This window comes from Bartonella sp. W8167 (assembly GCF_016100335.1).
In the GTDB taxonomy this organism is placed as follows: domain Bacteria; phylum Pseudomonadota; class Alphaproteobacteria; order Rhizobiales; family Rhizobiaceae; genus Bartonella; species Bartonella apis.
Window position 1 is genome coordinate 88,656 of record NZ_JACFSQ010000002.1, and the last position, 15,197, is coordinate 103,852.

Genomic DNA, 15,197 nt, shown 5'->3' on the forward strand with positions numbered 1-15,197 from the left:
ATAAACTATAAATAACGCTTATTTTTTAAGCGTTGTACCTAAAAGCTTACGTAAACGGGGATCGCATTCAAGTTCGCGGCGATAGGAAATTTCGCAACTTGCATAAGCTTCCTGACGTGGTGCACTCCAATATCTTAGCTCGTCCAGCGGAATTTTCTCGCCTGTAATTGCACATAAAACATAGGTTCCGTGTGTTAAAACCTCATAATCGCCACTCAGATAATGGAGTTGCGCCTCGCGTTCACCACCGGGAAACATCATTATTCTAAACCTTTCAGATTGCTTATCGGCGATGATTATAAAGCGTTAGAGAAAACTATAAAAGCCTTAAATCCTTTGCTCACGAAACTATTGATAGTCGTTCAAACATATCGTACTTTTGAAAAAGTTCACTTTTTATCTTCTCCATCCATTACCCGATCTAAAAGCTTTTTGTTTTCGTTCGAATTTTTTCTCGTTCAAGCTTTTCGCACCTATCCGGCACAAACTTTCAAAACCGGAGACTGGACGGTTTTTGTTACGAGAGGAAAACCATATCAATGAATTAAATGACTTCACGGGAAACCGAAAAGCAAACCTGTTTTTCAGGAAAAGCACCGGAAATCGATCAACCGAAGCATTTCCGGTTTAATTCAGCCGCATAATTCCGTGCGCTAAGCGTTTTTCCGGCGCATAAAATTGACACACAAACCTGCACACCGGCTTTGTTCATTCAAAACTATCTGTTTTTAAGCAACGGTTACGAACAGACGCCCGCAGCCTTTCAACTAAAACAATCAACGGCGGCCGAACAATCTTTCAATATCGGTAAGCTTCAGCTCGACATAGGTCGGGCGTCCGTGATTACAGGTTCCCGAACCCGGGGTTGCCTCCATCTGGCGTAAAAGCGCATTCATTTCTTCCGCACGCAACAGGCGGCCGGAACGCACCGAACCGTGGCAGGCCATGGTTGCCGCAACATAATCAAGCATAGCTTTAAGCCCGTTTGTGGTATCATAATCGGCTGCTTCATCGGCCAAATCGGCAATAAGGCCTTTGACATCCACTTCGCCAAGCATTGCTGGCGTTTCGCGAACTGCGACGGCACCGGGGCCGAAGGGTTCAATTTTCAAACCGAACTTTTGCAGCGTTTCTGCATGCGTCAATAGGCGAGTTGCATCTTCTTCCGGCAATTCCACAATTTCGGGAATAAGCAACATTTGGGACGGCAAAGGCTTGGAATAGAGTGCCTTTTTCAAAGCCTCGTAAACCAGCCGCTCATGTGCTGCATGTTGATCGACGATAATGAGGCTGTCTTCAGTTTGGGCAATGATATAGTTTTTATGGATTTGAGCGCGTGCTGCACCAAGGGGAAAACGCTGTTCCTCGACAGTTGGAATTTCCATCGCCGGACGGCTATCTGTCGTCGGTTGATCAAGATCGCCTAGCACATTTCCATAGTCTTCATTGAAGCCTGATGAAGGTGTTCTATAAAGCGGTTGGTTGACCATTTGCGCTGCTGGCGGCACCGGCGCTCTTGAATATGAATTATAGGAAAAAGCTCCGTTATTATAATAGGTCTGGTGCGGCGGAACAGATGATGAAGTTGGCACACCATCGGGACGAAAGCTTTTAAGCATGGCGTCCGCCCCCGTCGTTGCAGGGTGAATGCCGGCATGACTTAAAGCCTCACGGATACCGCCGACAATAAGCCCGCGCACTAACCCCTGATCACGAAAACGCACGTCGGCCTTTGCCGGATGGACATTGACATCGACATCAGACGGAGGAAGATTGATGAAAAGCACACAAATCGAATAGCGGTCGCGCGTCATTGCATCGGCATAAGCCCCGCGAATGGCGCCAAATATCAACTTATCGCGCACCGGTCGGCCGTTCACATAAGCAAACTGATGAAGACTGTTACCCCGATTGAATGACGGTATGCCTGCAAAGCCTTTGAGCTCCACGCTCTCTCTTACCGCGTCAAGAGTAATAACGTTGGGGGCAAAATCTTTTCCCATAATTTGGGTGATGCGCTGTAATTGTGCCTCTTCACCTGTACCGGTCGCGGGATAGTCAAGCATCGAGCGATCTGTACCGGAAAGCGAAAAACGGACATTCGGAAATGCAATGGCAATCCGTTTGACAATATCGGTTATTGCATTGGCTTCGGCACGGTCAGTTTTCATGAATTTGAGACGCGCCGGTGTGACGTAAAAAAGATCACGCACCTCAACAATTGTTCCCGCATTACCGGCTGCGGGACGCGGCCCATCAACATGTCCGGCATTGACAACAATTTCAGCCGCATGTTCCGAAGAAGCTGTGCGTGACACCAGTTTCAACTTTGAAACCGACCCGATTGACGGCAAAGCTTCACCGCGAAATCCAAGTGAATGAATGTCGTGAACATCATTGTCAAGTTTGGATGTGCAATGGCGCGAAATTGCCAGTTCAAGTTCGTCCTCGGCAATACCGCACCCGTTATCGGACACGCGGATCAGGCTTTTGCCTCCACCTGCCGTCACAATTTCTATCCGTGTTGCACCGGCATCAATAGCATTTTCGACGAGTTCTTTAACCACACTTGCCGGACGCTCTATCACTTCGCCCGCTGCAATCTGGTTAATTACGGTTTCACTGAGATGATGTATTGTCATGAAGCCTTTATAGCCAATTTATAAACCGACGTATAGCAAAAGCACATTTGTGCTCCGGCATTATCCCCCTTGAATGAATTATCTTGATTGAGGCCATATTAAAAAAAGCGCAAGCCTTTTAAAAAAGCTCGCGCCGTAAATATTTTGAACGATCCGGATAATGTATTTATCAGAGTGTTGCGTTCAATGCCTGTTCGACATCTTCCAACAAATCGTCAACATCTTCGAGACCAACCGAAAAACGCAACAATCCGTCACTGATGCCAAGTTCGGCACGTGCTTCGGGGCCGATGCTCTGGTGGGTTGTGGTTGCGGGATGCGTCATGATGGAGCGTGTATCTCCAAGATTATTTGAAATAAGCGGAATTGTCAGATGATTGCAAAAGGAAAAAGCAGCTTTTTTGCCACCCTTCAATTCAAAGGCAATCATTGTCGAACCGCCCGTCATCTGTTTTTTTATAATATCTCTTTGCGGGTGGTCGTCACGTCCGGGATAAACACATTTCGCAACTGCCTTATGCCCGCTGATAAAATCGGCAAGTTTTGCTGCCGAGCGTGTCATTTCCTCAACACGCAGCGGAAGCGTTTCGAGACTTTTCAACATGAGCCAAGCGACATAGGGGCTCATTCCGGGTCCTGTATGACGGAAGAAGTCCTGAAAATTTTCTGTCATCCATTCTTCACTCGATAAAACCATTCCACCGAGACAACGCCCATGCCCGTCAATGTGCTTGGTGGTCGAATAGACTACGACATCAGCGCCGAGTTCGAGAGGTTTTTGATAAAGTGGCGTTGCGAATACATTATCGACAATCACAGTTGCACCAACTTTGTGGGCAAGTTCCGAAACCGCTTTGATATCGACAATTTCCAAAGTCGGATTGGCTGGTGTTTCAAAAAATATTCCGCGTGTATTGGGGCGGATCGCCTTTTCCCAATTTTCGATTTTGCGCCCATCAATGATTGAAACTTCAACGCCATAACGGGGCAGGACTTTTTCAATGATGTAGCGACATGAACCGAACATGGAACGGGCTGCAACAAAATGGTCGCCCGCTTTCACAAAACATAAAATAGCTGTCGAGACAGCGGCCATTCCCGAAGCAAGTGCGCGTGCACTTTCTGCACCTTCCAACGCACACATACGTTTTTCAAACATATCGTTGGTCGGATTGGCATAACGTGAATAGACAAAGCCCGGATCCTCTCCGTCGAAACGCCTTTCGGCTGCTTCGGCACTCGGATAGGTAAAGCCCTGTGTTAAATAAATCGCTTCACAGACTTCTCCATAAGGAGAGCGTTGAGTCCCCGCATGAACCATTTCTGTAGCGGTACGGTATTTACGATGCGGATTAAGTGTCATATGTCACCTGCTTTCATCAAAAAACCTTTGCCGTCATGGTAAAGATTGAAAAAGAAGATGCCAAAAGTCCGCTTGGTCTTACGGCCTTTTAGCATTTTATCAGGGTTTTATGGAATTGGAACTGATGACTTTACGCTGCCATCGGAATGCGTTTAAATTTCATAAACCCAAGCGTGGCTGCAAGCCGGCCGGCCCAAATCACCACGGGATAAACCTTCCTTATGCTCTTCAAAAGCTTGCGTCAATCCGTGAACGCGTTAAAGAGATAATAGTAAATAGTAAAAGGTAGTCATCATGGCACGCTCAAGCGGCATTCTGGCAGATAGCGATATTCAAAGTTTATTTGAAAATAATATTTTGAAATCGTATCGCCCGTTAGACAAAGATCAGATACAGCCGGCCAGTCTCGATTTGCGGTTGGGCAAAAAAGCCTATCGTGTCCGTGCTTCTTTTCTCCCCGGACCTGAAAAACAAGTCATTGATAAACTTGAACAATTCAAGCTACACGAATTCGAGCTCGAAAATGGTGCGGTACTTGAAACGGGTTGCGTCTACATTGTACCTCTTATCGAAACGCTCGCACTTTCCGATGAGCTTTGTGCATCTGCCAATCCGAAAAGTTCAACCGGGCGACTGGATATTTTCACCCGTATCATAACCGATTATGCACAAGAATTTGATAAAGTCACCAGTGGTTATCACGGAAAACTTTATCTCGAAATAAGCCCGCGTACATTTCCTATTATTGTTCGCACCGGTTCAAGACTGTCGCAAATCCGTTTTCGTAAAGGTAAAAGCGGCTTGAATGAAAGCGAGCTTCTTGCCCTTCACAAAAAAGAAATGCTGGTTTCCGATGAGCATCCAAATATTACTGCAAGCGGTGTCGGGCTTTCGATTGATCTTACAGGTAATTCCAAGGGACTTGTCGGCTATCGCGGCAAACATCATACCGGCGTTATCGATGTCGACAAGCGGGGCGTGGCAGATGTGCTCGATTTTTGGGAACCGATTTATGATCGGGGTTCGCATTCTCTCATCCTTGATCCGGACGAATTTTATATTCTCGTCTCACGCGAAGCAGTTCATGTCCCGCCGCTCTTTGCTGCTGAAATGACACCATTTGACCCGTTGATTGGAGAGTTTCGCGTTCACTATGCCGGATTTTTCGACCCCGGTTTCGGCAATAATGAAGCCGGTGGCAAAGGCTCGCGCGCTGTTCTCGAAGTGCGCAGCCATGAAGTTCCCTTCATCCTCGAACACGGACAAATTGTCGGACATCTCGTTTATGAACATATGTTGAGGCATCCAAAATCTCTCTATGGGCGTGATCTCGGCTCGAATTACCAAGCACAGGGCTTGAAACTGTCAAAACATTTTAAACCACTTTGATGAGAGGGTGCTTGACAAAAAGCATTAAAGATTGCATCCGTGTGTCACGCATTTTGCGGGTATGATGTAATGGTAGCCTGTCAGCTTCCCAAGCTGAACGCGCGGGTTCGATTCCCGCTACCCGCTCCAGCTCTTTGACTGTTGCCTCTTTCTCTTCTTTCAATATTTATCCGCTCACTAATTATATTTTGTTTATGTGGATATGTTCCATTGAATATTTTAAACATAAAAAAACAGATTTACTTATTTTTAAAATTGTAAAAGTTATATATCTGCTATTTGATTACCGAATCAAAAATTATTTTTAAATTGAATTAAAATAATAATTAAAGAAAAAATCTTATATATGAAATATTGTTATCATTTTTATTATAAAAACTATCACTCATCACACTCATATGAACGGGTACTGAATTGACGCTGTTTTGACTTTATGCAAAGGATTGGCAAAAATAACAATCTGAAAAAACCCCGAAAATATTTTCAATCAGTGAGATGTTCAAATGATCAGGTTTAAAAATGGCCCTTCAAGAATGACTGTTTGTCTGGTTATTCTTCTAAGCTTGTTGGTATTGGCGGCGGGATTCTATTTCACTCTTCTCGGGGGGTATCTCCTCTATCTCGGGAGCCGGACATGGTATTATCTGGCGCTCGGTATCCTGTTGCTTCTGTCGGGTTTGTTTATGATCCGGCTCAATCGTCTGAGTGTATGGATCTTCGCATTTATCTATGTGATGAGCGCATTATGGTCTTATCATGAGGCGGGGTTTGATTACTGGCAACAATTTTCCAACCTCTTTGCTTTGTCTGTGGCACTTTTTCTGGTGTTGCTTGCCTATAGGCCGATGGCGCAAAAACAGGGAAAAATCGTCGGCTCGGCGTCGCTCGTTTTGGCCGGTTTGGTGTTTATCGGCATGGCGGCAACAATTGCCAGTTCGTTTATACCGAAAAATGTCATCCACGCGACAGAAAAAGCCAAAGCTGCATTACCGGTGCAACCGGCTAATGAACAAAAAGACTGGAAAAACTGGGGCAATGACGATTATGGTAGCCGCTTTGCAGCCCTAGACCAGATAACGCCTGCCAATATCAAAAAACTTGATGTTGCCTGGATTGCCCATACCGGTGACATTCCCCAAAGTAACGGCTCGGGGGCAGAAGACCAGAATACCCCGCTACAGATCGGCACCAATCTTTATGTTTGTACTGCCTATGGCAAGGTGCTTTCATTCGACGTCGATAGCGGAAAACAGAACTGGATGTTCGACCCTCACGGGACCGGACCGAACTGGCAACGTTGCCGCGGCTTGGGTTATCATGAGGCACAGTCAATCAAAGCTGTGAAAGCCGATACGGCTTGTCAGGCACGGCTGTTTTTACCAACGGGAGACGCAAGACTCATTGCACTTGATGCGGCAACCGGAAAACCTTGCGAAGAATTCGGAGATAAAGGCACTGTTGATCTTAAAGCCAGTATGGGTGAGGTCAAACCCGGTTATTACCAGCAAACATCGACACCACTTGTTGCCGGCGATGTTGTCATTGTCGGCGGGCGCGTGGCCGACAATTTCTCGACTGATGAACCGCCGGGGGTTGTCAGAGCCTATGACGTGAAAGATGGTCATCTTGTCTGGGCTTGGGATCCCGGCAATCCTGATATTCACGGACTTCCGCCGGAAGGGCAAACCTATACACGTGGAACACCAAATGTCTGGGCGGCAATGTCATATGACGAAAAACTCGGACTTGTCTATTTACCGACAGGGAATTCAACCCCCGATTTCTGGGCAGGCTATCGCACAGCCGAAGACGATAAATACTCGTCTTCCGTTGTGGCTGTCGATGTGAAGACCGGCGAAGTGCGTTGGCATTACCAATTTGTCCATCATGACATTTGGGATTTTGATACGCCCGCACAACCTGTTCTGCTTGACGCACCCGATAATGATGGCAATATCGTGCCGGCACTCGTTCAGGTCACCAAACAGGGAGAGGTCTTCCTGCTTAACCGTGAAACCGGAGAACCGATTGCGGATGTTGAAGAAAAACCGGTACCGCAGGGTAACGTTGCTGGTGAACGTTATTCGCCAACACAGCGCTTCTCTGTCGGGATGCCGTCATTCGGCAATGCAACTTTAACAGAAGCCGATATGTGGGGTACGACACCATTCGACAAGCTTCTATGCCGGATCGAATTTGCCAAAATGCGTCATCAGGGTGTCTTCACCCCGCCGGGGCTTGATTATTCATTACAAATGCCGGGTTCACTCGGTGGTATGAATTGGGGATCTGTCTCGATTGATCCGACATTGAACTATGTTTTCGTCAATGATATGCGCCTTGGCCTTGCGAATTATCTCGTCGAGCGCAAAGATATTCCTGAAAGCGCGTCCGGCATTGAAATGGGCATTGTCCCCATGGCCGGAACACCTTTCGGTGCTATGCGCATGCGCTTCCTTTCGCCGCTTGGCGTCCCCTGTCAGAAGCCGCCTTTTGGCACAATGTCGGCAATTGATCTCAAAACCCGCAAAATTGTTTGGCAGGTTCCGGTTGGCACTGTCAGGGACACGGGGCCGCTCAATATCGCACTCGGTGTGCCTGTTCCGATCGGAATGCCGACACTTGGTCCCTCTTTAGCGACACAATCCGGCCTTGTGTTCTTTGCCGGAACGCAAGATTTTTATTTGCGTGCTTTTGATAGCCGTACAGGTAAAGAAATCTGGAAATCGCGTTTGCCTGTCGGCAGCCAAGGTGGTCCGATGACTTATATTTCACCAAAAACCGGCAAACAATATATTGTCATTACTGCGGGCGGTGCACGCCAAAACCCGAAACGGGGTGATTATGTCATTGCCTATGCTTTGAAGGACTAGGCTTTAATAGAAGCAAAAACTTCTGTTTCCCGAACGTTTCAAATATCAGCAACGTTGGAATGAGCTAAAATCGGACCTGCCACTTTCATGTGGCGGGTCATTTTTAATGTTTATCCAATAATTTTTTTAAAGTTAAAAATAAAACTATTAAAAACAACACTTAAGTTTATTAAAAATATCATCTTTCTTATATATATTATGTTTCAATTTTTATTTATTTTATTTTAAAAATTCATTTGGAAGAAATATCGAGATGAATGTTTCGGCTTATTTTTCCTTGGAAAAACAATATTCTTCAAATTCATCGCCAAGCTGAAAACATTTTGAATATATTCTAACGGCCTTAAAACGTAGCAGCTGTTAGAAATCAAATCGGTAAAAATGGCCGGAAAACAAAAATCCTAATAAAAAGCCCGCAGAATATTGCGGGCTTGAGGCATAAAGTAGCTTGTAAAAATACCCTTTCAATCAGGCTATTTCACAAAATTTCATCAGAACCTTTTGTTCTTATCCTGTTTTTGTAAAATAGCACCAATTTCATCGACTTTTTCCTTTGATGGTGTGGGATAGCCGACGGTTGTTGAACCTGTTTGCGTATGGTCAACTGAACGTGCAGCAGGCTTCGGAGCATAATTATAATGCGCATCGGCGACCATAACCTGTTTTGGTGCAGGAGTAGGAGCCGTTTGGAATGGTAGATAAGGTTCTGGAGCTTTTTCAACCGGCTTTGCATGGGATACTGCCGGCTTTGCATCTGCTACAACCGTATTGGTTTGGTGAGTAAAAGCGCTTTTCTGTGATGAAAAAGGTTTGGCTTCAACCGGTACAGGTTGAGCCTGTGCAATCATCACCGGTTCGCTTGCGGGCGCTGTCTTGACCGGAAGTGCAGGTGCCGGTTCCGAAACCGCTTTTGGCGCTACTGGCTGGGCACCCCGACCCGGCGTTGTAAATTGGGGCGCTTTTCCGCTCTTTTCCTGTGCGAAAGCAAAAGCGACATCATAAGGTGCGTCATTGGTCGGGACTTGCAATTCGCCATCACGCCCGCGCTTTTCATAAAAAGCATTGCCACCGGCGACCTGGACATAATGGATGTTTTTATAAGGGAATGTCAAACCGGCGGTGTGAAAAAACATGGCGTTCTTGCTTTTTTTCGCCCGCTCGCCACGTAATACCGCATCAGCAGCTTCACCGGCTCTTGCCATTGCAGCAGGCTCGGTCATCGGTTTGGTCAAAACACCGGGAGCAAATTGATTGGGCTGGCCGACAACGCCGCAAATTGTCTTCGGATAAGCAGTTGAATTCACGCGATTCATGACGACGGTACCGACTGCAATCATACCATCGCGGCTTGAACGGTTTGATTCAAAATACATTGCCCGCATCAGGCAAGTGCGCTCTGTCAGGGGAAAGGAAGCCTGTTTATTATTTTTATGCCCGAAACCGAAATGGGTCGACGCACAGCCTGTAACGATGAACGGTGCAAGCATGATTGCAGCGGTACTTGCCCAACGGAGTTTTTTCATCTTATCAAATACCATTCTTAAGTTTCGTTTTCTTTCTCGCCTATAAAAACAAGGGCAAAAAAAGGCCAAATGAAGGCAATCCTTTTTAAGCCCCCATTGCGATCCGGTTTATTGAACCAAAATCCCTGAAAATGACTATCGCTTTAAACCTTTTAAAATTAATTAACCGCGTTTTTGCACCCCATGAACAACCGCAAAGACACCCATTGAAACGGGAAATCCAAAACAACCGAACTCTATCCGGATTTTCAAATTAACATATTGTTTTTGTTTGTTATTTTATTACCGTTTTAACGGTGACACACGTTCACCTCATCTGCTTGAAGGTCATTTCCCGCGAGTTTGTCATTGTGGTTCTTCACCAATTGTTAACGCTAAACCGACAAATTGTTCAAAACGTCTGATTTTTCTCAAAAAGCGGCCACAGAATTCCTCAAACGATAATGTCAGACAGCAATTTTACCGATTGCTTTAGCTAGGTTTTAGAGCTCTCCACGTGGCTATTGCTTTTCATTTTTTCTTTAGATTTTTCGACTTTTCCTACTTTCCCTTTATTGGCGTTCTACGCATTCTCGCTGTTATTTTTTATTTGCGTTCCCTGTTTTAAACAGGCAATTCTGCTTTTTATTCCCCTATTTGCCATCGGCAAACTACGTTATCCGATGTTTTGTTGAAGAGCGTTTATTGCCTGATCCGGGCGTTTGAAAAAACTTCGATTGCGGGGTGAGAAAAACATATTTTTAAATGAAAGACATGAAAAGCTGTGTTTATTTCTGCAAACACGCAGGCATATTTTTAACTGTCGAACGCGCGGACAAGTGTCGAAGCGCTCTGCCTGCCAGTTAAGAGAATGAACATCTCACTGGCAGAATGCACATGCAAAATAAGGGCTAGCTATTATTGTTATTGAAAAAAGCGCGTTCCTGCTACACCAAACAATAAAGCGTCATAGCACTGAAATTTTATTTAGATAGGTCGCAAGCGTTTTAAGGGCGTCACTAGGTCACGTTCCCAAACGAAAGGCCCTGTTATGCCAGATATTATTCTGCGGTTTTTCCGTCAGCGCCAACCTTATAGGTGGTGTCATCACGCGGACGGTCAGTGCTCAAATAAGTACCGGTCATAATATAGTGCAATGCCTCGGCAATATTGGTTGCGTGATCACCGATACGCTCGATATTTTTGGCGCAAAATAGCAAATGTGTGCAAGCCGTAATATTGCGCGGATCTTCCATCATGTAAGTGAGGAGCTCGCGAAACAACGATGTGTACATGGCGTCAATCTCTTCATCCCTGTTACGCACAGCATCAATCCGTTCAAGCGAGCGGCTCGCATAGGCGTCCAACACTTCCTTGAGCTGATTGAGCGTCAATGTCGCGAATGATTGCAGGCCATGATACAAACTTGCCGGTTGCCGGCTTTCGACAATCGCAGCCGCCCTTTTTGCGATGTTTTTGCCCATATCGCCAACGCGTTCCAGATCGGCTGCAATGCGCATAGCACCGATAATTTCGCGCAAATCCACCGCCATTGGCTGGCGTTTAGCAATAATTGCCACCGATTTTTCGTCAATTTCGCGTTCGGTTTCATCAAGAAACATATCATCGGAAATAACTTTTTTAGCGAGATCAAGATCGTTATTGATCACAGCATTGACTGCTTCTTCGATCATCTCACTGGCAAAAGTTCCCATTTTGGCAATTTTTGCTTCAAGGTAGCCCAATTCCTCATCAAATGAACGGACAGTATGATTGATTGGCATAAGCGTGCTCCCTGAATTTAACCGAAACGACCGGTAATATAATCTTGCGTACGTTGCTCTTTTGGCGATGTGAACATCATCTCGGTTTCGCCCACTTCAACCAGATCTCCCAGGTGGAACATCGCTGTAAATTGCGAAACGCGTGCAGCCTGCTGCATTGAATGGGTGACGATAACAATCGTAAAATTCTCGCGCAAATCATCAATCAATTCTTCAATGCGCGCCGTTGCAATTGGGTCGAGTGCGGAACAAGGTTCATCCATCAAGATAACTTCCGGACTGACCGCAATGGCGCGTGCAATGCACAAGCGTTGCTGTTGTCCACCTGAAAGACCGGTACCGGCATCATTCAAACGGTCTTTCACCTCGTCAAATAAACCGGCCTTGATAAGACTTTGTTCAACAATCGTATCAAGTTCCTTGCGTGATTTGGCAAGCCCGTGAATACGCGGCCCGTAAGCGACATTCTCATATATGGACTTCGGAAAAGGATTGGGCTTTTGAAAAACCATACCGACACGGGCACGCAATTCGACAACGTCGATGTCGGGATCATAAATATCCTGCCCGTCAAGAGTGATAAGACCGGTGACTTTTGCCCCGTCAATTGTATCGTTCATGCGATTGAGACAACGCAGGAAAGTTGACTTACCGCAACCGGACGGACCAATCAGTGCCATAACCTGATGTTCGGGAATATCAAGGTTGACACCATGCAACGCTTCTTTGGCGCCATAAAATACTTTGACATCCTGACCACGCATCTTGATTTTCATTATCAACCTAATCCTATTTTGTTCAAAGCCAGAACAAGTTTGCTAAATCACTCTATAAAACCATAATTCTACCAGCGCCGTTCAAACTTACGACGCAACAACACCGCCGCTATATTCATAATAGCAAGAAACGCCATCAAAATAATGATCGCACCAAATGTACGTTCATTAAAGGCACGTTCCGGTTCGTTTGCCCACATATAAATTTGCACTGGCAAAGCTGTTGCCGGTTCCATCGGCGTTGCAGGATAATTTGCAACAAACGCGACCATGCCGATTAATAAAAGTGGCGCTGTCTCCCCCAAAGCCCTTGCAAGACCGAGGATTGTACCGGTGAGAATCCCGGGAAAAGCAAGTGGCAAAACATGACCAAAAATCGTTTGCGTTTTTGATGCTCCCAATCCCAATGCCGCATCGCGGATTGAAGGCGGAACAGCCCGCAAAGCAGCCCGCGTTGCAATGATGATGGTTGGCAGCGTCATAAGCGTTAATACGAGACCTCCGACGATTGACGAAGCGCGCGGCAGATGCAGAAAATTGATAAAGATGGAAAGCCCCAACAAGCCGAAAACAATAGAGGGAACAGCCGCAAGATTATTGATGTTGACTTCTATTATATCATTGAATTTGCTGCGGCGGGCAAACTCCTCGAGATAAATGGCTGTTGCAACCCCAATCGGCAAAGACAATATCAATACAATTGCCATCATATAGGCCGAACCGATAATGGCAACGCCAAGTCCGGATGTTTCCGGACGGCTCGAGGCCCCGAATGTAAAAAGCCCTTTATTGAAGGCTTTATGCAACGTGCCATCGGAAGCGAGTTTTTCCATCCACCCAATCTGGCGGTTGGTGACTTTACGATTTTGTTCTGGAACAGATAGGTCGATTTGCCCTTTAAAAGCTGAATCAATATCGGCGGCGGCTAACACATCAATAGTACGGGTTTTACCGATATAATCGGGATGTTCGGAAAGAAGCTCACGTATTTCAACGCGCACGCCGCCAGAAATCATACGATTGAGTTCGCGCATTGCAGGATGATCATTTTTATCGATACCGAGTTTTTCAGCAAGAGCGTTGCGCACAAGAAGCGGATAATTTGCAGTAATGAGAACTTTGGGATTTGTGAGCCGCTCGCCTTTCGGGTCGATAATGTGTTCGTCCAGATAGACCGGCAAGGTCATTGTTGTCTGCTGAAACGCACTCACGCCCTGAGAGATAATCGACCACAAAAGAATAACGAGGAATAAAAGCCCCACACCGATTGCTGAAATCCCATATGCACGGAAACGTCGTTCCGCCCGATAACGGCGCTTTAACCCTATGTCACGTCTCGGCGTTTGAACAACGTTACTCATTCATATTGTTCCCTATATTTACGCACGACATAAAGCGCAAAAACATTCATCAAAAGTGTCAGTACAAAAAGCGTCATACCGAGAGCAAAAGCAACCAGTGTTTGCGGCGAATTGAATTCAAGGTCACCAGTGAGCTGGTTGACGATTTTTACTGTTATTGTTGTCATTGCCTCGAACGGATTAAGGGTCAGATTTGCGGCAACACCGGCTGCAAGGACGACAATCATCGTCTCGCCGATAGCCCGTGACGCGGTGAGCAATACTGCACCCACAATCCCCGGCAATGCCGCCGGAAGAACAACCTTTTTGATGGTTTCCGACTGTGTGGCTCCAAGCCCGTATGAACCGTCACGCAAAGCCTGTGGTACCGCCGAAATAATATCGTCGGAAAGTGAAGAAACAAAAGGTATCAGCATAATGCCCATAACAAGGCCGGCTGTCAAAACGCTCTGTGACATGATGAAGCCTTGCCCGCCTGCAATAGCAATTGAAAGATCACGTAAAAACGGCCCGACAGTAACCAGAGCGAAAAACCCGTAAACAATTGTCGGAATACCGGCCAGAACTTCCAATAACGGTTTGATAATTGCCCGCATACGACGGGAAGCATATTCCGACATATAAATTGCGGCAAAAAGCCCGACAGGAACCGCAAAAATCATCGAAACCAATGCAATATAGAGCGTACCGGCCAAAAGCGGCAGCAAACCGAATTGTCCAACAGTAGCCGCCGAGCCACTTGCACTAAAACGCGGGTCCCAAACAGTACCGAAAAAGAAATTCGATAACGGCACAACTTTAAAAAAACTGATTGTCTGGAAAAGCATCGAAAAGAAAATGCCGATGGTTGCAAGAATGGCCACGATAGAGGCAATAACGAGACCGGCAAAGATCATCTTTTCGACTTTGTTGCGGGCGCGTTTTTTTTCTCCCACACCATGAATTCCACAAAACAGGCCAACAATTGAAATAGCCAATGTGATAATCAAACAATAGAAATGGGACTTCGTTGCCCCTTTATACCATTCAACGGCAACAGGAATGAGACTATCCGCACCTCCACTTGGTAGCATAATTCCTTTTTTTGCCATATCGCTGCGTATTTTTTCATAAGTGAGTGAAGAAAAAGAATTATCACGATCAAGATCGGCAATGTCGGTTCGAGCGACTGAAAAAGCATGGCCAAGACTATCAACGGTACTTAATGCCAAATTATGGTTTAACGACTCTCCACTTTTTATGATGTCTGTCAGTCGGGAAGAAGCGTGTGCTTCAAGATAGATTGTGCTTCCCAATTGCCAGAGAAAAAGAAAAAGAACAGCGGGAACAACCGTCAATAAAAATGTCCACCAACCATAATAATATGGTCGGGAATGCAATTTTTTACCTTGTTTCTCGATTGTAACGGCACGTTTTCCCGATAGCACGAAACCGATAATGCCAAGAGCAAAAACAACCAAGATTAATAGTGATATGGACATTCCATTTTCCGGTTTTATTTCAAAAA

General features: G+C 45.9%; 10 protein-coding genes, 1 tRNA gene and 1 riboswitch. Of the genes, 3 read left to right on the forward strand and 8 right to left on the reverse strand.

The features are described 5' to 3' along the window. Positions 1-18 precede the first annotated feature (18 nt). The 3 genes from H3V12_RS07130 to H3V12_RS07140 form a co-directional block, all read right to left on the reverse strand. On the reverse strand, positions 19-258 hold the full coding sequence (locus H3V12_RS07130) for a DUF2093 domain-containing protein (protein ID WP_075869960.1): 240 nt from the start codon (positions 256-258) through the stop codon (positions 19-21). 518 nt (positions 259-776) lie between these two features. After that, positions 777-2,642 (reverse strand): DNA mismatch repair endonuclease MutL, encoded by a 1,866-nt coding sequence (gene mutL, locus H3V12_RS07135; protein WP_198214080.1) that lies wholly within the window; start codon positions 2,640-2,642, stop codon positions 777-779. Between the two features lie 169 nt (positions 2,643-2,811). Further along, complete coding sequence (locus H3V12_RS07140; RefSeq protein WP_077970205.1) at positions 2,812-4,005, reverse strand: O-succinylhomoserine sulfhydrylase; 1,194 nt, start codon at positions 4,003-4,005, stop codon at positions 2,812-2,814. Positions 4,006-4,175: 170 nt separating this feature from the next. Next, a riboswitch (SAM riboswitch) is annotated at positions 4,176-4,211 on the reverse strand. Positions 4,212-4,296: 85 nt separating this feature from the next. On the opposite strand from H3V12_RS07140, the gene H3V12_RS07145 reads away from it, so the two are divergent. The 3 genes from H3V12_RS07145 (at position 4,297) to H3V12_RS07155 (ending at position 8,267) form a co-directional block, all read left to right on the forward strand. Then, entirely contained in the window at positions 4,297-5,394 is a 1,098-nt protein-coding gene (locus H3V12_RS07145; protein ID WP_198214348.1) for a 2'-deoxycytidine 5'-triphosphate deaminase, read from the forward strand. A 55-nt stretch (positions 5,395-5,449) separates the two neighbouring features. After that, positions 5,450-5,523, forward strand: a tRNA-Gly gene (locus tag H3V12_RS07150). Between the two features lie 404 nt (positions 5,524-5,927). After that, positions 5,928-8,267: a membrane-bound PQQ-dependent dehydrogenase, glucose/quinate/shikimate family gene (locus H3V12_RS07155; protein WP_246787525.1), complete on the forward strand. Its 2,340-nt coding sequence runs from the start codon at positions 5,928-5,930 to the stop codon at positions 8,265-8,267. A gap of 491 nt (positions 8,268-8,758) precedes the next feature. Here H3V12_RS07155 and H3V12_RS07160 read toward each other — a convergent pair whose 3' ends face one another. The 5 genes from H3V12_RS07160 to pstC all read right to left on the reverse strand — a co-directional run bounded on the left by H3V12_RS07160 (position 8,759) and on the right by pstC (position 15,171). After that, positions 8,759-9,790, reverse strand: coding sequence for a cell wall hydrolase (locus tag H3V12_RS07160; RefSeq protein ID WP_198214084.1), 1,032 nt, complete (start codon positions 9,788-9,790; stop codon positions 8,759-8,761). Between the two features lie 1,040 nt (positions 9,791-10,830). Continuing rightward, on the reverse strand, positions 10,831-11,553 hold the full coding sequence (gene phoU, locus H3V12_RS07165) for a phosphate signaling complex protein PhoU (protein WP_198214086.1): 723 nt from the start codon (positions 11,551-11,553) through the stop codon (positions 10,831-10,833). Positions 11,554-11,570: 17 nt separating this feature from the next. Then, the gene (pstB, locus tag H3V12_RS07170; RefSeq protein ID WP_075869766.1) at positions 11,571-12,329 is read right to left on the reverse strand and encodes a phosphate ABC transporter ATP-binding protein PstB; all 759 of its coding nucleotides are present in this window, start codon (positions 12,327-12,329) and stop codon (positions 11,571-11,573) included. A gap of 68 nt (positions 12,330-12,397) precedes the next feature. Further along, positions 12,398-13,690 (reverse strand): phosphate ABC transporter permease PstA, encoded by a 1,293-nt coding sequence (gene pstA / locus H3V12_RS07175; protein ID WP_075869765.1) that lies wholly within the window; start codon positions 13,688-13,690, stop codon positions 12,398-12,400. Next, positions 13,687-15,171, reverse strand: a complete 1,485-nt coding sequence (pstC, locus tag H3V12_RS07180; RefSeq protein ID WP_198214088.1) for a phosphate ABC transporter permease subunit PstC — start codon at positions 15,169-15,171, stop codon at positions 13,687-13,689. Before pstC ends, pstA begins: the two co-directional genes overlap by 4 nt. Between the last annotated feature and the right edge of the window lie 26 nt (positions 15,172-15,197).

Bases quoted from the DNA above. Each gene is read 5' to 3' on its own strand.
- pstA (WP_075869765.1), bottom strand. From the start codon at position 13,690: ATGAGTAACGTTGTTCAAACGCCGAGACGTGACATAGGGTTAAAGCGC.
- H3V12_RS07160 (WP_198214084.1), bottom strand. From the start codon at position 9,790: ATGAAAAAACTCCGTTGGGCAAGTACCGCTGCAATCATGCTTGCACCG.
- H3V12_RS07130 (WP_075869960.1), bottom strand. From the start codon at position 258: ATGTTTCCCGGTGGTGAACGCGAGGCGCAACTCCATTATCTGAGTGGC.
- pstC (WP_198214088.1), bottom strand. From the start codon at position 15,171: ATGTCCATATCACTATTAATCTTGGTTGTTTTTGCTCTTGGCATTATC.
- H3V12_RS07155 (WP_246787525.1), top strand. From the start codon at position 5,928: ATGACTGTTTGTCTGGTTATTCTTCTAAGCTTGTTGGTATTGGCGGCG.
- mutL (WP_198214080.1), bottom strand. From the start codon at position 2,642: ATGACAATACATCATCTCAGTGAAACCGTAATTAACCAGATTGCAGCG.
- pstB (WP_075869766.1), bottom strand. From the start codon at position 12,329: ATGAAAATCAAGATGCGTGGTCAGGATGTCAAAGTATTTTATGGCGCC.
- H3V12_RS07140 (WP_077970205.1), bottom strand. From the start codon at position 4,005: ATGACACTTAATCCGCATCGTAAATACCGTACCGCTACAGAAATGGTT.
- phoU (WP_198214086.1), bottom strand. From the start codon at position 11,553: ATGCCAATCAATCATACTGTCCGTTCATTTGATGAGGAATTGGGCTAC.